Below are 20,844 nucleotides of genomic sequence, written 5' to 3' on the forward strand. Positions count from 1 at the left end.
CAACTCAAATACTTGACCTGCGGCTATGGCAGGAGGCTAGTTGACCTCGGTGTCGATGGGATGCGTGGCGAGCACGCCCGCGCGGGCCCCGTGCCTGCGGATCACGGCGGCCCAGAGGTCGACGTCCGGGCTGGCGAAGACGTCCTGCGGCAGGCCTTGCGCGACATACCAGGACCCTCGCGAGATCTCGTTCGCGAGCTGGCCGCCCGCCCAGCCCGAGTAGCCCGCGAAGATCCGCACATGTTCGAGGGCCGAGGCGGTCAGTTGCGCGTCGGATTCCAGGTTGACCACGGCGATGCTCGGGGCGACCACGGAGAAGCCGCTGTTCTCGGCCTCGACGGCTCCCTCGCGCGGCAGCCCGAGGCAGAGCAGGCCGTCCTTGCGCACCGGCCCGCCGTTGAAGACGACCGGCGGGCCCGCGACGAAGTCCTCCCAGTCGGCCGCGGCGACCGACACCGGGACCTTGGTCGGGCGGTTCACCACCAGACCGAACGTCCCCCGGTCGTCGTGCTCGAGGATGTAGACCACCGTGCGCTGGAAGAGGTCTCCGCGCAGCTCGGTGGACGCGAGGAGCAACGATCCGGCGCGGACCGACTCGATCTGCGCCGACAGGGGAAGGGACACCCCTTTATCATGACACCACGGGGGAAGCCTTCAGCGCTTCGACCACCAGTCGAGCAACGCGCGTTCCGCGTCCTCGGGGTCGAGCGGGCCCTGTTCCAGGCGGAGCTCCTTCAAGAAGCTCCAGGCCTCGCCGACCTCGCGGCCCGGCCCGATGCCCAGAATCTCCATGATCGCGTTGCCGTCGAGGTCCGGGCGGACCTTCGCGAGGTCCTCGGCCTCGGAGATTTTCGCGATGCGCTGCTCGAACCGGTCGTACGCCGAGGCGAGCTGGCGCGAGCGGCGCTGGTTGCGGGTCGTGCAGTCCGCGCGCACGAGCAGGTTCAGCTTGGGCAGCAGCTCGCCCGCGTCCACCGCGTACCGGCGCACGGCGGAGTCCGTCCAGGCTTGGTCGCCGTATCCGTAGAACCGCATGTGCAGGTACACGAGCTTGCCGATGTCCTCGACCATGTGCTTGGAGAAGGTCAAAGCGCGCAGGCGTTTGCGGGCGAGCTTCGCGCCGACGACCTCGTGGTGGTGGAAGCTGACCGCTCCGCCCTTCTCGAAACGCCGGGTGGCGGGCTTGCCGATGTCGTGCAGGAGCGCAGCCCACCGCAGCACCGGGTCCGGGTCGCCTGGTTCGAGCGCCATCGCGTTGCCGAGCACCGCCAAGGAGTGGCGGTACACGTCTTTATGCTGGTGGGCGGTGTCGATCGCGAGCTGGAGCTGGGGGACTTCCGGCAAGACGTGTTCGGCGAGGCCGCTGTCCACCAGATGCTCCACCCCCTCGACGGCATGCTCCCCGAGAAGGAGCTTCTCCAGTTCCGCCCCGATGCGCTCGGGCGTGATCCGGGCGATCTCCCCGGCCATCTGCTCGACCGCGACGACGACGCGGGGCGCCCAGGTGAAGCCGAGCTGGGCCGCGAACCGCGCGGCGCGGAGCATCCGCAACGGGTCGTCGCCGAACGAGATCTCGGGGCTGTCCGGGGTGTCGATCCTCCCGGCGAGGACGTCGTCCAACCCGCCGAGGGGGTCGACGAACTCGCCGCAGCCCTGCGCCGTCAACGACACCGCCATCGCGTTCATCCGGAAGTCCCGCCGGGCCAGGTCGACGTCCAGGCTCGTGCCGAAGTCCACGACCGGGTTGCGCGAGCGCTGGTCGTAGGAGTCCGTGCGGAAGGTGGTGATCTCCAGCTTGTGGCCGTCCTTGAGGGCGCCGACCGTCCCGAAGGCGATCCCGGTGTCCCACATGTCCTCGGCCCAGCCGCGCAGCAGCTTCTGGGTCTGCTCCGGCCGCGCGTCCGTCGTGAAGTCGAGGTCGTCGCCAAGCCTGCCGAGCACAGCGTCCCGCACACTGCCGCCGACCAGGTACAACTGGTGCCCTGCCGCGACGAACCGGGCGGCGAGCGCACCGAAGAGCGCGTCCTGCACGCGCAGCGCGGTGTGCGCCTGGGCGAGCAGCCGCGCACGGCGCACGGCGCCTTGATCCAGGTCGTCTGAGCTCATTGTTGCCACCATTTGAGCATAAAGGCGGGCGTATCGGCTGTAGAAAGCGGTGTTGGCGGCTACCATCGTCCACTATGACAAGCACCGACAGCGCCGGGTCGGAGGAGTCGCCGCACGGCGACCGGCCCGATGGACGCCCTCGACGGCGGCGCAAGCACAAGCCTCGAAGCCAACGCCCCCGCCGCCATGACAGGGAGACCTCGGCGGGCGGCCTGGTGGTCGCGGGCCTGGACGGGCCGCCGGAAGAATTCCGCGCGGCGCTCATCGGCAGGCTGGACAAGGCCGGACGGATGCGCTGGTCGATGCCAAAGGGGCATATCGAGCCCGGCGAGACCGCCGAGCAGGCCGCGGTGCGCGAGGTGAAAGAGGAGACAGGCATCGACGGCGCCGTCCTCGCCTCGCTCGGCAGCATCGACTATTGGCTGCACGGGCAGGGGAAACGGGTGTTGAAGACGGTGCACCACTACCTCATGCGCTTCCAGTCGGGCGAGCTCTCCGACGAGGACGTCGAGGTCACCGAGGTCGCTTGGGTGCCGCTCTCCGAACTGCCCACCCGCCTCTCGTACGCGGACGAGCGAAAACTCGCGGCGATCGCGAACAACTTGATCGAAGGGATGCGGGCGAGCAGCGACGGGAGTCCCTCCTCGTGACATTCCGGGGCCTTGTCCACGTCCTGACCGCGCTGCTGTGCCTGGTCTGGACGATCCTTCCGGCGGCAGCGGAGCCGCAGACCAGGGACAGGGCCCCGAGCTTCCTGCGCATATCCCTCGACCCGGCCAGCCTCAGCATGGTGACCACCAGCGCGGACAACGCCGTGGCCGTGTCCGGGGAGATCGAGAATTTCAGCGACAAGCCGGTCGCCGACGTCGAGGCGCGCCTGCAACGCGCCCCGGCGGTCCTCGACTCGACGCAGCTCGGGACCAGCCTCGCCGAGCCGGAGGAGACCTACGACACGCAAGGGCCGTTCCAACCGGTCGCGGAGCGGATCCCCGCGCACGGCAAAGCCCGGTTCCGGCTGTCCCTCCCGCTGCGCGGGCCGGGGGACTCGCTGCAGATCGCCAACCCGGGGATCTACCCGATGTTGGTGAATGTGAACGGGACGCCGGACTCGGGCGTGCGCGCGAGGCTCGACGACTTGCGGTTCCTGCTCCCGGTGCTCGGCCTGCCCGCTGCGAACGGCGCGCCCGCGCAGCCCGCGAAAATCGACCATCCGACGCGGTTGGGCATGGTGCTTCCGCTCGCCGACCACCCCCGATGGGCCCCCGGCTCGGTGGAGGGGGACGGGCTGGTGCGGCTGACCGACGACGAGCTGGCGGGCGAGCTCTTGCCCGACGGGCGGCTGGGGGTGCTGCTCTCGGGGCTGGACACGCTGAGCCATTCGGCCGAGTCGGCGGGCCGGACGCTCCGCCAGGCCGTGTGCGTCGCCGTCGACCCCGACCTGCTGCGCACGGTGAGCGCGATGACCGGCGACTATCTGGTGCCGGGTCCAGGCGGCGCGCTCGTGCTCGGCAAGGGCTCTGCGGCCGCGCGGGACTGGCTGGCCAAGCTGCGGTCCGTCCTCGCCGCGCAATGCGTCACGGCGCTGCCGTTCGCGCACGCGGACTTGGCGGCGCTCGCCCAGACCGACGACGCGCAGCTGCAGAAAGCCGCGTTCGACCAGGCGGCGGATTACGTGGACAGCGTCCTTTCCGTCGCGTCTGTCCGCGACCTGGTGGTCGCCGCGAACACGCGGATCAACAAACTGGCGGTCGACATGCTGATCGCGAAGGGGGTCCACACTGTTTTGACCCCGCGTTCCTCCGAGCACCCGCAGGAGCGCAAGGCCCTCGGCACCGACCTCGTCGCCGTGCATTTCGACAGCGCGATCAGCGCGCTGCTCGGCGAACTGGGCAACAAGCCAGGCCCTGGCCTGCCTCCGGAGGATCCGGTGGCGCAGCGCCAGAGCGCGGTCGCCGCCGTGCTGTGGCCCGCTTTGCAGTCGTCGAACCCGGGCCAACTGCCCACGACGGGCGGCTTGGAGATGCTCGTGCCCCCCGTGGTATGGAGCCCGAGCCAGGCCGACTTCGACGCCTTGGTGTTCGCGGCTTCGATCGCGTTGCAGGCGGGGATCGCGAAGCCGATCTCGTGGAGCCCCGCCCAGGGACCGCGCTCGTTCGGCACGACGACAGGGCTCGACTCGGGACAGCGGGCTGTCGTCGCCGAGCCGAAAACGTTGGTCAGGCCCATGCCGGGCAGCCTCGTCGACGACGCGAGCCAGGCGCTCGGGATGATCGGGGATCTCGTCAAAGGCGTGGTGAACCAGCCGGAAGACCCGATGACCGCCGAACGGTACGCGAAAGGGTGGGACGAGCAAGTGCTCCGAGCGCTCGCGGGCGGCCCGAGCGCGGCGGGCGCGCAGAACCGGATGGACGAGCTCCAGGCGGCGCTGGGCTCTGCGGCGAGATCGGTCCGACTGGTCGACCCCGGCAAGCCCTACACGCTGTTCACCGAGCAGGGCTCGCTGCCCGTCGTGGTCCGCAACGGGCTGCCGGTGGCGTTGCGCGTCCAATTCGTGGTCCGAGCCCCCTCGGGCGTCGAAGTGTCCGCCGCCGCCCCCGAAGCCGTGCCAGCGCATGGCAGCAGGGTGCTGTCGCTGCCCGTGCGGGTGCGGGCGCCCAAGCTCTCGCCGGTCGAGATCGAGCTGCAAACGGTCGGCGGGCTGCAACTGGGCAATCCGGTGACCGTCTCGGTCCAATCCGGCCAGTACACCAGGCTGCTCGCGGTCATCACCGCTCTGATTGGCGGATTGCTGCTCGCCCTTGTGGCGCTGCGGCTGTGGCGGCGGATCACCGGCAAAGGCAGGCCGGGGGAGCGGTTGAAGCCGGACGAGCACGACCGCAAGATGGCCGGGCTCGGGTTCAAGGAGCGCGCGCTGGTCGAGAGCAGGCACGCGGCATTGCCGCCCGACGATGACTGAGCACCCGACGAATCCGATCCAGAGACAGATGACGACACCGACAATGACGCAGACTCCGATGACAGAACCGACGAAGACAGAGCCGGGAGCGCCCGGTCCCGACGAGGCCGCCGCCCAGGACCGGCCCGCCAAGCCCTCCACGCGCCGGGCGGTCGCCACCGGCGGGCTCGTCGCGCTCGCGACCCTGCTCTCGCGGATCACGGGTTTCGCGAAAGCGGTGCTGGTGCTCGTGATCTTGACGCCCGCGGTCTCCAGCGCCTTCAACATCGCCAACCAGATCCCCAACATGGTCACCGAGCTCGTGCTCGGCGCGGTGGTCACCCAGGCGTTCGTCCCCGTGCTGGTGCGCGCCGCCGCGACCGACGAGGACGGGGGCGCGGCGTTCACCCAGCGCATGATCGGGCTGACCCTGGCCGTGCTCGTGGTGGCGACGGCGGCGAGCTTCGTGCTCGTGCCCGCGCTCTTGCCGAGGTTCCTCGACCACGGCGGGGGCAAGGTCCCCGGCCGCCTCGTCGCGCAGTTGCTGTTGCTGCTCCTGCCGCAGATCTTCTTCTACGGGCTGTTCTCGCTCGGCAGCGCGGTGCTGAACCAGCGGGACCGTTTCCAGCCCGGAGCCTGGGCCCCGGTCGTCAACAACCTCGTCGTGATCGCCGCCCTCGGGGTTTTCCTCTTCCTGCCGGAGTCCGGCGAGCCGAACGCGCTGACCGTGGCGCAGATCCTGGTCCTCGGCCTCGGGGCGACGGCGGGCGTGGTGGTGCAAGCGGCCATGTTGCTCCCGTCGCTGCGCCGGGCGGGGGTGCGGCTGCGCCCGAAGTGGGGGGTGGACGCCCGGCTCAAACAGTTCGGCGGCACGGTCGCGGCGATGGTCTGCTACGTCGTGATCAGCCAGATCGGCCTTCTGGTCGCGTACCAGGTGGCGGGCCGGGTCGACGAGGGCGGGCCGTCGATCTATCAGAACGCGTGGCTCTTGATCCAGCTGCCGTACGGGGTGTTCGGCGTGACGATCATCACCATGATGACCCCGCAGCTCTCCAGGGCCGCCGCGGCGGGCGACGACCAGCAGGTGGTCGCCGACCTCGCCCGCGCGAACCGGTTCACGATGGCGGCGCTCGTGCCGGTCGTCGCGCTCATGGCCGCCGCAGGACCGCTCATCGGGGTCAGCCTCTTCGGCTACGGCAAGTTCGACCAAGCGCACGCCCACACCCTCGGCTCGGTGCTCAGCTGGTCCGCGTTCGCGATCCTCCCGTACGCGGTGGTGCTGGTGCAGCTGCGGGTGTTCTACGCGCGGCAGCAGGTGTGGACCCCGACGTGGATCGTCGTCGGGATCACCGCCGTCAAAGTCGCGGGCTCGTATCTGGCCCCGGCGGTCAGCAGCGACCCGGCCCGAGTGCAGGAGCTGCTCGGCGTCGCGAACGGGCTCGGCTATCTTTTCGGCGCGGCGATCGGGTTCGTGCTGCTTCGGCGCTCGCTCGGCCCGCTCGGCCTCGCGCCTTTCTATCGGAGCCTCGTGGTCGCGGTCCTCGTCAGCGCGTGCGGCGCGGCGCTCTTCGCGCTCGCGGCCTTCTCCGGGCCTGCCGCCCGGTTCGCGGCGGCGCACGGCTCTTTGGGCAGTTTCGCCCTGCTCGCCGTCCTCGGGACGGCGGGGCTCGTCGTCATTTACGCGGCGCTTTTCGCGCTGCGCGCCCCCGAGATCCGAACCTTGGTCGAGGCCGTGCGGCGCCGAGCGGGCTGAGGGCGCAGAAGGGGCTTCTCAGCAGGCGAGGAGCCATATGCGCGGTTCGCTGCTGGCACAGCGTTTCTGCTAGTGTGCCTACAGAACTGTTGAGGCGTGTGCAGGCCTCAACAACCACGTACGCCACAAGGAGTCCTGTTGACCCAAGAGCAAGCCTTGTCACAAGAGCAAGCTCCGCCGACCCGGATCCCCGGAGCCATGGTGCTTTCCGGCCGTTACCGGTTGCTGGTCCGGTGCGGGTCGTTGGGCGCGCACACGTTCTGGCAGGCGATGGACTCCCATCTCAACCGGCATGTGGCGCTCACCTTCACGAGCAACGCGGCGCCCGAGGCGCTGCGGGCCGCGATGGTGCTCGCGAAGCTGTCTTCCCCGGGACTCGCCCGGATCTTCGACATCACCAACGACCAGGGCGATCTCGTGGTGATCACCGAGTGGGTCGCGGGCGCGCCGCTTCGGGAGGTGGCCCTCAGCCGTCCTTCCGCCCTCGGCTCGGCGAACGCGCTCACCGCGTTGGCGGACGCGGCGGCCGCCGCGCACGAGAACGGCGCCCTCCTCGGCGTCGACGACCCGATCCGGGTGCGCATCAGCAACGACGGCGAGGCGGTCCTCGCCTATCCTTCGGTCTCCGCGACCCAGACCAGGGCGGACGACGTGCGCGCGCTCGGCGGGACGCTGTACGCGCTGCTCACGGGGCAGTGGCCGGAGAACGCGGGCGGCGGGAGCGCCGAAGGCGGCCTGCCGCTGGCGAAACAGGGCCCCGACGGCGCGCTGTCCCCGGCCCGCGAGCTCAACCCGGCCGTCCCCGCCTCGGTTTCGGACGCGGCAGACGCCGCCCTTGGCTCCAAGGTGAGCGCGGAGCAGTTCCGCGACCTGCTTGAGCGGGCCTTGTCGGAGGAGGACGAGGCCGAGGAGGCCGGTCTTGCCTCGGACAGCGGACTGCAGCTCGACTTGGGGCTCCGGTCCTCCGCGCCCGCCGCCGCGAGCCCGGCGCCCGCGTTCGCCTCGGCCCGGAGCGCGGAGGCCAAGCCGGACGGCGAGCAGTCGCTCCGGGAGCGGCTGCTCGGGTCCCTCGGGTCCGAGGGCCGTTCGCGCAAGACGCTCATCATCGGGGGCGCTTTGGTCGCCGCCATTGTGCTTTTGCTGGGATACGGGGCGTACTCGCTGGTGGACAGCGTCAACGGGGGAGGGTCGAGCGGCCGCCCGCTCGTCCCCGGCCAGCCCAACGCAGCCGCAACGGGAGGCCCTGCGGCCCCGGTGAAGGCGTCCGACGCCCAGGTCGTGGACTTCAAGGGCGACCCGTCCGGCCTCGACGACCCGCGCGAGGCGAAGAACGCCGTCGACGGCAGCGACTCCACCTATTGGCAGACCGACCTGTACAACGACGGGCCCAAGATGGTGTTCAAGCCGGGGATCGGCCTGCTCGTCACGTTGGAGAAAGCGGTGAAGCTCCAGCAGGTGACGATCTCGTCCCCCTCGAACGGCACGGCGGTCGAGGTGTACGCGGCCAAATCGCCGAACACGAAAGCGGGCGACGTGAAGAAGCTCGACGACCTGGTGAAGATCGGGTCGGGGCAGGTCAACGGGCAGAGCACGACCATAACGTGCAACACGGCGCAGTTGCAGCCCTCGACCGTCGTCCTGGTTTGGCTGACTTCCCTCTCCCCGAGCGGCTCGCAGTACCGCAGCCGGATCAACGAGGTGGCCTTCAGCGGTTCCCAGGCGTAAGGCCGAAGAGGGCCGGGTCCGGGAGCGAGCGATGACGTCGAGCCAGTCCGCCGCGCAGGGCGTCGAAGGGCCGAGCGACAAGGAGCTCCTCCAAGCGCATGTCGCGGGGGACAAGCGGGCGTTCGCGAAGCTTTTCCAGCGGCACTACAACCGGATGTGGGCGGTGGCGCTGCGGACCTGCTTCAACGCGGAGGAGGCCGCCGAGGCCATCCAAGACGCCATGCTCTCCGCGCATCAGGCCGCGCCGTCGTTCCGAGGCGACGCGGCGGTGAGCACCTGGTTGCACCGGATCGTGGTGAACGCCTGCCTGGACCGGGCGCGGAGGCAGCGCAGCAGGCTGAGCGCGATCCCTCTTCCCGAGGAGGACGAGCTCGACCGGAGCGCCTTGCGGCAGCACCCGACGAGCGACACCGCGCTCTCGCTCGCGGTCAGGGACGCGTTGGCGACACTGCCCTACGAGCATCGCGTGGTGCTCGTCGCGGTGGACGTGGAAGGGTATTCTGTGGAAGAAGTCGCTCGGATGCTCGACATCCCGCAAGGCACTGTGAAAAGCAGATGCGCCAGGGCTCGGGCCAAACTTGCGAAGCAGCTCGGATTCCTTCGAAATGAAGGGAACCAATAAGACTCTCGAAACGTCTAATCCATTGAAGGCTTGGAGAGGCCATGGCCGCGACGAGACGGCAGCCGGTTCGGCGACACCGTCTGGAGTGGACCAAATGGCGCTCTGACCTCGGGTGTCAGGCAACGACGCAAGACACGGCCGGTCCGGAGACGGGCTGGTGTGGTTGATGGACCGCACGGTCCTTGAGGTAAGGAAGAGGTGAACTATGCCGACAAGCGATTTGCCAGGGGATGGCCCTGACGACCGCGTGTGGGAGGCTGGGCGCCCGTCGGGAAGCTTCGACGCCGAGCGACGGCAGGACGGCCCGTTCGTTCACTCTTCAAGCAGCGACTCCCCGCTCTCCCCGTTCTCGCTCGAGGCGCTGGCCTTGTTGCACGCGGACGCGTTGGAGGGGGCCGAGCGCGACCGGGTGCGCGCCGGAGCGGCGGCCGACCCTGCGGCGCAGGCGGTCTTGGCCGGGCTCGACAGGGTGTGCGAGCAGTTGCGCAAACTCGACCAGTCGTCCGCGCCGTCGGAGCCGATGCCGGAGTTCGTGGCGCGCCGGATGGACCGCGAGCTGGCGAAATTGAGCGGCGTGGCAGACGGGCACCGCCGCCGGTGGTCGACCGCCGCGAGCGTCGGGAGCGTCGCCGCCGCGGCAGCGGTGCTCTCGCTGGTCACCTATGTCGCGTGGCCGAGGCCGGGGCAGAACGAGCAGCGGCCCTCGTCGCAGGCCGAGCCCGCGCCCGCGACGCAGGGCTCGAGCGGCCCGACGGGCGAGATCCAGCCGACGGTCGTCGACAACCGCTTCAAAATCGAGCGGAAGGACTTCAGCGCGTTGATGGGCTCGCGCAGCTCCATCCGAGACCTCGGGCCGCTGTCCGACGACGTGGTCCGAGGCGGCTGCCTCGCGGCGAACGGGTTCCCGGCGAACCAGCAGATCGCGGCGGTTGGCCGGATCAGGCGGGGCGACCGGGAGGGCATCTTCATGATGATCCCGACGCCGTCCGCGCGCGGCGGGGCGCCGGAGATGACGGTCCTCGTCGTCGGAGCCGAATGCAGCGCAGGCGTGCCCGCGACCCTGTCGAAACAAATCCTCAGCCGTAACTGATCCCGCTGCCCAAATGGCGCCTCGCCGCGTTGTCGGCCGCTCATGCTCCCCCGCAAGCGGGAGGTGCCCCACCGCTCCTCGTGCGCCAGGCGCGCGTTCCTCGCTATTTACGCACACGTCGTCGCGGTGCGCCTTGCATCCCATCCCGATGGATCGGCGGGGATTTCGAGGCGGTCGCCTTGCGATGTGTCCATCTGGATCGACGGGGGCTTCGCCATGGTCGGCGCTCCACTAGACTGGACGGGAATAACCCCTGTCCGCGCTATGTTGGAGGCTGCATGCCAGAGACGCTCGAGAACCTCATCATCGTCGGGTCCGGCCCTGCCGGGTACACCGCCGCTGTCTACGCGGCTCGGGCGCAGCTGAATCCGCTGGTCTTCGAGGGGACGCAGTTCGGCGGGTCGTTGATGACCACGACCGAGGTCGAGAACTTCCCCGGCTTCCAGGAGGGCATCCAAGGGCCCGACCTCATGATGGAGATGCGCGCGCAGGCGGAGCGGTTCGGTGCCCGGCTGGAGACGAAGGATGTCGAGCGGGTCGAGCTCGACGGGGATCGCAAGCTCGTGCACGTGGACGGCGAGATCTATGCCGCCCGCGCGGTGATCCTCGCCATGGGCGCGGCGCCGCGCTACCTCGGCGCGCCGGGGGAGCAGGAGCTGCTCGGCCGGGGCGTGAGCTCGTGCGCGACGTGCGACGGATTCTTCTTCAAGGACCAGGACATCGCGGTCGTCGGCGGCGGCGACTCGGCGATGGAGGAGGCGACCTTCCTCACCCGCTTCGCGAAGTCGGTGACCGTCGTGCACCGGCGCGACGAGTTCCGCGCCTCTCGGATCATGCTGGAGCGCGCCAAAGCGAACCCGAAGATCAAGTTCGTGCTCGGCGCCGGGGTGGGCCGGGTGCTCGGCTCGAACTCCGTCGCCGGGGTCGAGCTGGTGGACGCCGCGACGGGCGAGACTTCCGAGCTGCCGGTGACCGGCCTCTTCGTCGCCATCGGGCACGACCCGAGGGCGGAGCTGGTCGTCGGCCAGGTCGAGCAGGACGAGGCGGGCTACGTCAAAGTCGAAGCGCCCTCCTCGAAGACGTCGCTCCCGGGCGTGTTCGCCGCCGGCGACCTCGTGGACCGGCATTACCGCCAAGCCATCACGGCGGCGGGCTCGGGCTGCGTCGCCGCCATCGACGCGGAGCGGTGGCTCGCAGAGCACGAACCTGCTTCCGAGCCCGCGCTCTCCGCGCAAGTTTGACCAAGACGACCAACCATCGACAAGAAAGGCGGCTGACCATGGCCGATTCCCAATCCGCAACGCTGACCGTCACCGACAGCACCTTCGCCGAAGACGTCCTGGCGAGCGAGCAGCCGGTGCTGGTGGACTTCTGGGCCACGTGGTGCGGGCCGTGCCGCATGGTCGCGCCGGTTCTTGAGGAGATCGCGAAAGAGCAGTCGGGCAAGCTCGTGGTGGCCAAGCTCGACGTGGACGCGAACCCCAAGACGAGCACGAAGTACGACATCAGCTCGATCCCGAACCTGATCCTGTTCAAGAACGGCGAGCCGGTCAAGCAGATCGTCGGGGCCAAGCCGAAGGCCGCCATACTTCGCGAGCTCGGCCTCTAGTTCCCAGGGCCCAGACGGCGGTCTGCGGCGTTACTCCTCGCCTCGTGTACCCCACACCGCCTCCGTACCCGTCGGCTCGGTGCGCCTTGCATCCCATCCGCCTGGACTCCTGGGACCCCGGTCCTGGGGGTTCGGGCAGATAGGCGCTCATTTGACCTTCGGGTGACTCGAATGAGATAGTTGCGCATCGATCACAGCCGAGGACCTTCTTCGTCGCGGTCCGGCGGATCAGCGGATTCGTTGAGCAATGCCGATGGGCCTATGCTTACAGTTGTGCAGTAGACGCTCGACCCGAAAGGCTCCTGACGAGTATGGTGTTCCTCCGCCGCGGCGACATCGGCCCCGAGGTGGTCGCTGTGCGCGCCGTCCTCGAGGAGCTGGGCTTCCTGCAGAGCAAGAACGGCTCTGCCAATGCGAGCCCCGCCTCCGCGAGCTCGGCGCAGACGGAGTTCGGCGCCGTCGCTTCGGGCAACGCGGCGCAGGAGGCCAAGGTCGAGGCGCTGTTCGACGCGGAGCTCGACCTCGCGGTCCGCGCGTTCCAGCAGCATCGCGGCATGTTGGTGGACGGGATCGTCGGGCCTGCGACCTCGCAGTGCCTTCGCGAGGCGTCCTTCCGGCTCGGCGCGCGGGTCACCAGCTACCAGCCCAGCGCCCCGATGGTCGGCGACGACGTGGCGGACCTGCAGGCCCGCCTGCACGATCTGGGCTTCTACATGGGCCTCGTGGACGGGTACTTCGGGCCGAAGACCCACAACGGGCTGATGAGCTACCAGCGCGAGTTCGGCCTCACGCCGGACGGGATCTGCGGGCCCGCGACGCTGCGTTCCTTGAACTTCCTCGGCTCGCGGGTGACCGGCGGTTCCGCGCACGAGCTGCATCAACGCGAAATGATGCGGATGTCCGGGCCGAGGCTGGAGGGCAAGCGCATCGTCATCGACCCCGGCTGCGGGGCTGACGGGCCAGGATTGGTGGTCATGGGCTCGCACGGCCCGATCAGCGAGGCGGACGTGCTGTGGGACCTGGCGACCCGGCTGGAGGGCCGTATGGTGGCGACGGGGATGGAGGCCGGTTTCTCGCGGTCCCACGCGCACAGCCCGAGCGACGAGGAGCGCGCGCAGACCGCGAACTCGTACGCGGCGGACATCGTGCTCGCCTTGCGGTGCGCCACGCATGAGAGCCCGGTCGCGAACGGCGTCGCGTGCTTCCACTTCGGCAACGCGCTCGGCTACGACTCGGCGGTCGGGCGCCAGCTCGCCGAACTGATCCAACGCGAGCTCGTCGCGCGGACGCCGCTGCGGGACTGCCGCACCCACGGACGGACCTGGCCGATCCTGCGCACCACCAAAATGCCGTGCGTGCAGATCAACATCGGCTACCTCAGCAACCCCGCCGACCGGGCTTTCCTCTCCGAGCCGAGCGGTCGGGACATCATCGCGGAGGGAATCTTGGTCGCCGTCAAGCGGCTCTACCTCCTTGGCCGGGGCGACTCCCCGACGGGGTCGCTCACCTTCGAGGACCTCCTCCTGCACGAGCAGCGGGCATAGCGGTCCCCCTCATCCGGCGAGCCGCAATCCGGCGAACCACCTCGACTCCAGCCACAGCGCGACGACCGCGACGAGCAGGGTCGCCGGGGTGGTGGCCAGGCCGAGCCGGGTGTAGCGGCCGAGCTGCGGGCGCACGCCCCGGTCGAGCAGCACCCCGCGCCACAGCAGTGTCGCGAGCGAGCCGACATAGGTGAGGTTCGGGCCGAGATTGACCCCGATGAGCACCGCGAAGACGACGGCGGGCGGCTGGCTGTGGACGGCGGGCAGCAAGATGAGGAGCGCGGGGAGGTTGTTCACCAGATTCGACAGCGCCGCGCCCACGAACGCGAAAGCCAGCAGGGCGGGCAGGCTCGAACCGGTCGGCAGGAGCCTCGTCACGATCGCGCCGAGGCCGTTGTCGACGACGGCGCGGACCACCACTGCGAGCGCGAGGACGAACACGAGGAATTGCGGCTGCGCCGAACGCAGCACGACGGCGACGGTGGTCTCGCCCCGGCGCAGCGCCCGTGCGCCGAGGACGACGACGCCCGCGAGCGAAGCCCAGGCGGGGCTCGCCCCGACCAGCCCTGCGACCGCGAACCCGGCCAATGTCGCGCCGAGGACCACGAGCGTGAACAGGGGGGCGGGTTTCTGCGGCTCGGGCGGCCCCGGGGGCTCGTGGGCCTCGTGGAGCTCCGACGAGAAGAACCAGCGGAACACGAGGAGCTCGACGAGGACGGCGAGGACGCATGGGACGGCCATGACGAGCGTGAACGTCGTGAACGAGAGCCCGAGCGCGGCGAACGCCAGCAGGTTGGTGAGATTCGCGACCGGCAGCAGCAGCGACGCGGTGTTGGACAGATGGGCGCAGGCGTAGAGGGACGGCTCGGCGCGGGTCCTCAGCTGCGTGGCCGCGGCGAACACCACGGGGGTCAACAGGACGACGGTCGCGTCGAGGCTGAGGACGGCTGTGGTCGCGGACGCGAGCAGGAACACCATGGCGAGCAGCGTGGAACCATTCGAGCTCTTTCGGGCCAGCAGCGAGCCTGCTGCGGCGAAGAGGCCTTCGACCTCGCAGAGCCAGGCCAGCGCCAGAACAGTGGCGAGGAAGAGCAGGACCGGCAGGATCTCGCGCGCCTGGTCCAGCGTGGCGTGGGCGGGGATCAGGCCCGCCGCCGCGCCGCCGAGCGCGACCGGTCCTGCGACGGCGAGCACGCGGTTGCGCACCGGCCACAGCGCGAAAGCCAGCATCGCGAGCAACAGCAGCAGGGCGCAGCACTCGCGCACGAGGGGGCTCAGCGGAGGGGGCCTAGCATCGAGTCCGCGCGCACGGACGACATATTACGGGCGGTGCGGTGGTTGCGTCTTGCCGCGGGCACTTCGGATCGCGAGAAAAACCAGTGCGACGGCAAGTGCGATGAACAAGGTCCCAAGGATCGTTACAACGATCGCTCCAGTTGTGTCGTGCTTGAGGAAGGCTCCGAATCCGCCCAGACAGCAGAATCCGCCGAGGAGAAGAGGGAACGCTGCGAGAATGGACCAGACCCAAGGCATGCGAGAGGCGCGATGTGCGGTTACCTCAGGAGCCCGCTTGGCTGGCTGCGGATAATGCCAGATCTCGTGAATGTGCGGAACCGCAGGAGACGGCCAGTATTCGATGGCGGGCGGCGGGGTGTGCTCTGCCGGCGTCACGGGCGCTGTCAGAGGCGAGGGGATGCTGGCAGCGGTCGATGTCTTCTGAGGCGGAGAAGACTGTTGGACAGACTTGGTAGGGGGTGGAGGATTTTCCGTTGCTAGCGTGGTTTCAAGGAACCAGCCTTGCAGTTCTAGAAGAGTGAGCACAGGGAGGCCGCGCTGGTGTGCCCGGTCGATTCGGGAGTCCGTGCTGGACGAGTCAGCCACGATATGCGTCACAGTGTCCGTCAGAATCTTGGCGATTTGTGCCCCGCGTTCTACGAGCATTTCTTGGAGCAGGACGGTTCTCTCGCCGACGGTGAGAAAAAGTACTCTGCGGTCTCCCCAGGGGCCTTGGCGAGTGTTGCCTTTCCGTCCTACCGGTAGGGGTTTCTCTTTGTCGTTGACGAGTTCTGGCGGCGAGGACCGGTTCGCGAGGTCATTGAAGTGATCTGGAAAGCCCAGAAGTTTTGCAGTGTGGACCAGTTGGTGGTGCTCAGACTCGTCGATGAAATTGTCCGCTTCCGCGATGGTACGCATTCCATCAAGTATGGAGATATGGACGGTTTGAACGTCGGCTCGTGACATACCGGATTGGCTAGCGAACTGGCCAAGCTGTTTCGCCTCGTCGCCTACAATCCGTCCATCGGCGAGGGCATCGGACAGAAGTTCGGAGTAACGCTGCGCCACATCGGGTAGCACTGTCCCGGGAGTGCTCATGGGGAGTCGGCGCATAAGCGAGGAAAGCCAGCCCTCGTTTCCTTTGCTAAGCCCGCTTACGCGGGGCTGAAGAGGGCGCAAAGCAGTTGGCCTGGTGGGTAGTGCGGCAATCCGGGGGGCTTTGGAAAGTGTCAGAGAATAAGGGTGGCTCAGGAAAGTGGCCAGCAGTTGAGCGCAAACGCGAGCGTCTTCTAGGGCGCTGTGGTCTGGTTTGTTCGGCAGGCGGAACGATTCGGCGACAGTAGGGAGCTTGTGGTTGGGTAACTGCGGGAAATACATGCGCGATAGCTCTAAAGTGCATAGTGAGTACTGTCCTTGGACGGACACTCCAAGCAGATCGAATTCATGGCGGAGAAAGCGTTCTTCGAAGTTGGCGTTGTGGGCGACGAGAACGCTACCGTCCATGAAAGCAAGCAAATCGCCGATGACTTCACGCATCACCGGGGCTCCCTGGATATGTTGTGGGAAGATCTTATGCACCCATGTTGCTCCGAGATCCACTCCATGCCCAGGGTGGACGAGGGTAGAAAATTCGCCGACAACATGTCCGTCTCCACGCAGGCGTACCGCGCCTACCTCAATGACGCGGCCTGGTGGCGAGAATGCTGTCGTTTCGATGTCAAGAACAGTGAATTCGGTTTCTCGAGGAGTGGAGCCGCTCTGCTTCACTAGGTCTAATCGAGTCCAAATGTGTCGCATACGATGAGCATAGAGCGTCGAGGATGTGATCTGTTCCACGAAACGGTAATTCGCTCTCGCGAAGCCCGCTCAGGCGGCGCCGGTGATCAGCGAGGTCAGCCGAGACGGCTCGCCGGGGGAAGCCCCGTAGCGCACTGGCCGGAGGCTGCGCTCCAGCGCCAGGTCGAGCGCTTCGAAGAACAGCCCCCGCACGCTGTCGGAGTCCAGGTGCTTCCCGGAGATCGCGAGCTGGGCGAGCTCGCCCCGGCGGTCGCTGCGCCACGCCCAGAAGGCGACCATGCGGCGCTGCCAGGACTCGTATCGGGGCCTTGGCGCGAAAAGCCGGGCGGGCCGGACGGTGTGGGTCGCGATGTCCAGCACCGAGTCGGCGCGGATGAGCTGGGAGAAGCCCAAGCCGGGCAGCACGGCCTGCGCCCCTGGGGAGGCGGCCCACTCGGGAGGGGCGAAGAGCCTGGTGCGGAGCCCGAGGTGGTCCATCATCCGGTCGGCGGCGGTGAGCCGCAGCCGGGCCTCGTACTCGGGCAGGGCCGCGAACTCGGCCTTGCGCCGTTTTGTGGCCGCCTGGTCGTAGCCGTGCAGCACGATCGCGTCGCCGTGGCTGCGGCGCTCGCGCAGCCAGTCCGCCGTTGCGAGGTCTTTGGCGAGCTTGTACTTCCCCGGCAGCTTCGGCGCGACGAGCAGCGACAGCGGGACTCCTTGCGCGTCGAGCCGCTCGGCGAGGGCGCGCACCTGGTCGAGCGTGGCGTCGCGGATGCCGGACAGCGAGACGACGAGCTCCGTCGAGCGGGGTGCGCTCCCCTCGTCGGGGGGAGACTTCTGCTCCTCAGCCATAGCTCTATTTTCCTGTGAGCAGGTGTCCCCTTCGCTGCCGCGACATAGCGTGCCGCCCATCTTGAGATGAACACGTGGCGAAGCCCGCTGGTTGGACGGGTGCGGGACAGAGACATCTCGGACCATGGATGTGCGTTAGGATGTGCGTCACTGCGCGGCGGCTCGGCGGCGCGGGTCGAGAAGGAGGGACTCCCATGAGGTTGACGGCGGGATGCGTGGCGTTGGCGGCTGGCGCGGCAGGGTTGGGCTTGGTCGGCGCGGCGCCCGCGTCCGCGGACGGAACGGTGCACGCGTACTGCATTTGGGATGTCGACCATTTCGGCCCGGACGGCCGGGCGCTGGGCTTCGAGACCTACACGAGCGACGGCGAAGGCGCCACGGAGGAGGAGGCCATCGCCGACGCGAAGGCCCATGCGGGGGCGCCCGCGTGGGACTGCCATATCGACAAGGCGGCTGCCCGCGCGCCCGCGCAGTCGGGCACGCGCCTGGTGGGCGGAGGCCGGGCAGGCACGGGCCAGCCGGAGGCGGAACAGTCGGAGACGGCCTCGTCGGACGAAGCCTCCTAGGCGCTGCTGCCGTCCACGGCTTCGGCTCCCCCTGGGCGAAACCGGCGGGAAGCCGCTGGCGCGGGCCCGGGCTTATGCGGTATTCTGTTTCCTCGCGCTCAGGCGCACCTGCTCCTTTAGCTCAGTCGGTAGAGCTACGGACTTTTAATCCGCAGGTCCTCGGTTCGAGCCCGAGAGGGAGCACAACGAGTGAGGGGCCCGCGCGGCTCGAAGCCGAGGGGAGGGCTGGCGCGGTCTCGGCTCGCGCCCGAGAGGGGCGGTGCCGAACGGCCCGCATTCCGGCAGGACGAAACACTGAAACATGTCTATGCTTGGCGAGCGTGCGGCAGTCGGCCTTCCTCGCCCGTGTTCTCTCGCCTGCGCACTTGATGTTCGCAGGCGTCCATCCGCTTGGCTATCTGCGCTGGCGAGCGCGCGGCTCGGAGCCGTTCGCCGTCTGGTTTCCCCAAATCGGCAGCGTGCTCTTCACCGGAGTCGAATCCGGGGCGCGCGAAGTGCTTCAGGCGCCGCCAGGCCTCTTGGAGAGCCCGCAGCCCGAACTCATCGCCCCCCTGATCGGCCAAGGCTCGCTCCTCATGCTGTCCGGGGAGCGGCACCGCAAGGAGCGCCGGGCTGTCATGCCCGCATTGCACGGCAGTCGGATGCGCGCCTACGAGCAGGGCGTCCGCGACGCGGTTGTGGCAGAGCTGGAAGGCCCGCACGGCTCGGCGGCCACGCTCAAGGCCAACGCCTTCTCCTTCGCGGTTACCACGCGCGTCATCGAGCAAGCTGTGTTCGGCGGGAGCGGGGGAGACGGCTTGGCCGACGCGATGCGGGAGCTGCTGTTGAGCTATACCGCGCCGCTCATGCTGAGCCCGGCCTTGCGGCGCGGGCTGTTCCCCCCTTGGCGGCGCTTCCTCGCCGCCAAGGCGGAGTTCGACCGCCTCCTTGAGGAACGGATCGAGCGCCGTCGCCAAGCCGAGGACGGCGGGGAGGGCTCGGACATCCTGGGCCTCCTGCTGCGCGCCACCTACGAGGACGGCTCCCCGTTGCGGCACGAGGATCTGTTGGACGAGCTGCGCACGATGGTCGTGGCCGGGCACGAGACCACGGCGGCGGCCTTGTCGTGGGCCTTGATCGAGCTCGCCCGCGACGAACGGGTCCGGACAAAGCTCTCTGCCGAGCTCTCCCAGCTCGGCCCTGCGGCGGAACCGGACGATTTCGCCCGCCTCCCGTATCTCAACGCTGTCTGCCAGGAGACGCTGCGCCTGCATCCGAGCGTGCCGCTCGTCTTGCGGCGGCTCAGCGCCCCTGCCCAGTTCTTCGGACAGGCGTTGCCCGAGGGCGCGCTGATCGGCGTGGCGCTGCCAGCGCTGCACGCCGACCCGGCTTCCTGGCCCCAGCCCGGTCGCTTCCAGCCCGAACGCTTCATCGGGGCGCACCCGAGCCATTTCGCCTTCGCCCCCTTCGGAGGCGGGAACCGCCGATGCCCAGGGGCCTCGTTCGCGAGTTACGAGCTTCTCGTCGCGCTCGGCGTCGTGCTCGCCCATGTGGACATCGGGCCGCCCCGCTTCCGCGGAGGACTGTGGGCTGTGACCAAAGGGATCGCGACGAGGCCGAACCGGGAGGCCCGCCTGAGGGTCTCCCGGCGCTCGCCCGCCCCGGAGCCGGACCGTTTCGCCGCCGTGCCGCGATAGACTCGCGGCATGGACTTCCGCGTGTTCGTCGAGCCCCAGCAGGGCGCCGACTATGACGACTTGCTCCGCGTGGCCAAGGCCGCCGAGGACTTCGGCTACAACGCGTTTTTCCGGTCCGACCACTATCTCGCGATGAATAAAGAGGGCCTGCCCGGCCCGACGGACGCGTGGATCACGCTGGCGGGCCTCGCCCGCGAGACCTCGCGGATCAGGCTGGGCACGCTGGTGACCTCGGCGACGTTCCGCCATCCCGGCGCGCTCGCGGTCACGGTCGCGCAAGTGGACCAGATGAGCGGCGGACGGGTGGAGTTCGGGCTCGGCGCGGGCTGGTACGCCGAGGAGCACGCCGCGTACGGCGTCCCGTTCCCGGAGACGAAGGAGCGGTTCGACCGTTTCGCCGAGCAGTTGGAGGCGATCACCGGGCTGTGGAAGACCCCGGTCGGGGAGCGGTTCGAGCACCGGGGCGAGCATTACACTTTTGTCGACTCGCCCGCCCTGCCCAAGCCCGCGCAGTCGCCGCACCCGCCGATCGTGATCGGCGGCACGGGGGCCAAGCGCACGCCCCAGCTGGCCGCGCGGCACGCGTGCGAGTTCAACGTGCCGTTCGCCTCGGCGGACCAGACGCGCGTCCAGATCGGCCGGGTTCGGGCCGCGTGCGAGGCGATCGGCCGGGACCCGGCCTCGATGGTGTTCTCCAACGCGTTCGTGATCTGTGTGGGCCGGGACGAGGCGGAGGTGGCCCGCCGCGCGGCCGCGATCGGCCGGGAGGTCGAGGAGCTGCGCGCGAACAGCCCGCTCGCGGGCGTCGTCGACGAGGTCGTCGACAAGCTCGGCAAAGTCGCAGAGCTCGGGAGCGACCGCTTTTACCTGCAGACTCTCGATTTGGCCGACCTCGACCACTTGGCGCTCGTCGCGGAGCGGGTCGTGCCGCAGCTGGGCTGACCTCGGCGGGCCGTTCGCCGCGCATGGAACAAATCACGTGGAATAAATCGGACAACACATATGTTGGATGATCCATCCTTATAGAAATGCCAACGACGAGAAGAGGCGGCATGCGCAAACCGACGCTTATCTCTGCAGTGATGTTCGCCCTGCTCCAAGCGGCGGGCGTGTGGGTCGCGGGGGCCGTCTCGGCGCACGCCTTCGCCGCCGACAACGCGGGCTCTGCGGGCACCGGCGGCGCCAACGATCCGGCGGACCATGGGAGCAACAGCAGCGTCTTGACGATCGACGGAGACCCCGTGCAGCGGGAGGATCTGCGGCCCCATGTCTCCCGAGAGGCGGAAGAGGCCGCCGACGGGCGGTGATCGTCGGG

Annotated in this window: 18 protein-coding genes and 1 tRNA gene; 14 read left to right on the forward strand and 5 right to left on the reverse strand. The window is 68.9% G+C overall.

Features of this window, described 5'->3' with window-relative positions; translation table 11 throughout:
• Positions 1 to 36: 36 nt before the first annotated feature.
• Together ACRC20_RS11060 and ACRC20_RS11065 are read right to left on the reverse strand one after the other, a co-directional pair.
• Complete coding sequence (locus ACRC20_RS11060; RefSeq protein WP_438686433.1) at positions 37 to 624, reverse strand: YqgE/AlgH family protein; 588 nt, start codon at positions 622 to 624, stop codon at positions 37 to 39.
• 30 nt (positions 625 to 654) lie between these two features.
• On the reverse strand, positions 655 to 2,106 hold the full coding sequence (locus tag ACRC20_RS11065) for a CCA tRNA nucleotidyltransferase (RefSeq protein ID WP_438686434.1): 1,452 nt from the start codon (positions 2,104 to 2,106) through the stop codon (positions 655 to 657).
• A gap of 74 nt (positions 2,107 to 2,180) precedes the next feature.
• Between ACRC20_RS11065 and ACRC20_RS11070 the strand changes: the two genes are divergently transcribed.
• From ACRC20_RS11070 to ACRC20_RS11110, 9 genes are all read left to right on the forward strand, one after another.
• The gene (locus tag ACRC20_RS11070) at positions 2,181 to 2,756 is read left to right on the forward strand and encodes an NUDIX hydrolase (protein ID WP_438686435.1); all 576 of its coding nucleotides are present in this window, start codon (positions 2,181 to 2,183) and stop codon (positions 2,754 to 2,756) included.
• Entirely contained in the window at positions 2,753 to 5,062 is a 2,310-nt protein-coding gene (locus ACRC20_RS11075; RefSeq protein WP_438686436.1) for a DUF6049 family protein, read from the forward strand. The genes ACRC20_RS11070 and ACRC20_RS11075 overlap by 4 nt, the downstream gene beginning before the upstream one ends.
• Before the next feature lie 58 nt (positions 5,063 to 5,120).
• Positions 5,121 to 6,794, forward strand: coding sequence for a murein biosynthesis integral membrane protein MurJ (murJ, locus tag ACRC20_RS11080; RefSeq protein ID WP_438686437.1), 1,674 nt, complete (start codon positions 5,121 to 5,123; stop codon positions 6,792 to 6,794).
• A 138-nt stretch (positions 6,795 to 6,932) separates the two neighbouring features.
• On the forward strand, positions 6,933 to 8,519 hold the full coding sequence (locus ACRC20_RS11085; protein ID WP_438686438.1) for a protein kinase family protein: 1,587 nt from the start codon (positions 6,933 to 6,935) through the stop codon (positions 8,517 to 8,519).
• 31 nt (positions 8,520 to 8,550) lie between these two features.
• Entirely contained in the window at positions 8,551 to 9,141 is a 591-nt protein-coding gene (gene sigM, locus ACRC20_RS11090; RefSeq protein ID WP_438686439.1) for an RNA polymerase sigma factor SigM, read from the forward strand.
• Positions 9,142 to 9,346: 205 nt separating this feature from the next.
• Positions 9,347 to 10,231: a hypothetical protein gene (locus tag ACRC20_RS11095; protein ID WP_438686440.1), complete on the forward strand. Its 885-nt coding sequence runs from the start codon at positions 9,347 to 9,349 to the stop codon at positions 10,229 to 10,231.
• A gap of 278 nt (positions 10,232 to 10,509) precedes the next feature.
• A complete protein-coding gene (trxB, locus tag ACRC20_RS11100; RefSeq protein ID WP_438686441.1) occupies positions 10,510 to 11,472 on the forward strand; it encodes a thioredoxin-disulfide reductase in 963 nt (320 codons plus the stop codon).
• Positions 11,473 to 11,510: 38 nt separating this feature from the next.
• Positions 11,511 to 11,840, forward strand: a complete 330-nt coding sequence (gene trxA, locus ACRC20_RS11105) for a thioredoxin (RefSeq protein ID WP_438686442.1) — start codon at positions 11,511 to 11,513, stop codon at positions 11,838 to 11,840.
• 311 nt (positions 11,841 to 12,151) lie between these two features.
• Positions 12,152 to 13,384, forward strand: coding sequence for an N-acetylmuramoyl-L-alanine amidase (locus ACRC20_RS11110; RefSeq protein ID WP_438686443.1), 1,233 nt, complete (start codon positions 12,152 to 12,154; stop codon positions 13,382 to 13,384).
• A gap of 9 nt (positions 13,385 to 13,393) precedes the next feature.
• Here the strand turns inward: ACRC20_RS11110 and ACRC20_RS11115 are convergent, their stop codons facing one another.
• From ACRC20_RS11115 to ACRC20_RS11125, 3 genes are all read right to left on the reverse strand, one after another.
• Positions 13,394 to 14,650 carry an ArsB/NhaD family transporter gene (locus ACRC20_RS11115; protein ID WP_438686444.1) on the reverse strand — a complete coding sequence of 419 codons (1,257 nt, stop codon included), beginning with the start codon at positions 14,648 to 14,650 and terminating at the stop codon, positions 13,394 to 13,396.
• 54 nt (positions 14,651 to 14,704) lie between these two features.
• Positions 14,705 to 16,426: an exonuclease domain-containing protein gene (locus tag ACRC20_RS11120; protein ID WP_438686445.1), complete on the reverse strand. Its 1,722-nt coding sequence runs from the start codon at positions 16,424 to 16,426 to the stop codon at positions 14,705 to 14,707.
• Between the two features lie 99 nt (positions 16,427 to 16,525).
• A complete protein-coding gene (locus ACRC20_RS11125) occupies positions 16,526 to 17,287 on the reverse strand; it encodes a DUF2334 domain-containing protein (RefSeq protein WP_438686446.1) in 762 nt (253 codons plus the stop codon).
• Positions 17,288 to 17,481: 194 nt separating this feature from the next.
• Between ACRC20_RS11125 and ACRC20_RS11130 the strand changes: the two genes are divergently transcribed.
• The 5 genes from ACRC20_RS11130 to ACRC20_RS11150 all read left to right on the forward strand — a co-directional run bounded on the left by ACRC20_RS11130 (position 17,482) and on the right by ACRC20_RS11150 (position 20,836).
• Positions 17,482 to 17,853: a hypothetical protein gene (locus tag ACRC20_RS11130; protein ID WP_438686447.1), complete on the forward strand. Its 372-nt coding sequence runs from the start codon at positions 17,482 to 17,484 to the stop codon at positions 17,851 to 17,853.
• A 110-nt stretch (positions 17,854 to 17,963) separates the two neighbouring features.
• A tRNA-Lys gene (locus ACRC20_RS11135) sits at positions 17,964 to 18,036 on the forward strand.
• 137 nt (positions 18,037 to 18,173) lie between these two features.
• Positions 18,174 to 19,529, forward strand: coding sequence for a cytochrome P450 (locus tag ACRC20_RS11140; protein WP_438686448.1), 1,356 nt, complete (start codon positions 18,174 to 18,176; stop codon positions 19,527 to 19,529).
• Positions 19,530 to 19,538: 9 nt separating this feature from the next.
• Positions 19,539 to 20,471, forward strand: a complete 933-nt coding sequence (locus tag ACRC20_RS11145; protein WP_438686449.1) for an LLM class F420-dependent oxidoreductase — start codon at positions 19,539 to 19,541, stop codon at positions 20,469 to 20,471.
• Positions 20,472 to 20,581: 110 nt separating this feature from the next.
• On the forward strand, positions 20,582 to 20,836 hold the full coding sequence (locus ACRC20_RS11150) for a hypothetical protein (protein ID WP_438686450.1): 255 nt from the start codon (positions 20,582 to 20,584) through the stop codon (positions 20,834 to 20,836).
• Positions 20,837 to 20,844: the final 8 nt, after the last annotated feature.

The sequence above is a fragment of the Segniliparus sp. genome (assembly GCF_051660745.1).
Lineage (GTDB): Bacteria > Actinomycetota > Actinomycetes > Mycobacteriales > Mycobacteriaceae > Segniliparus.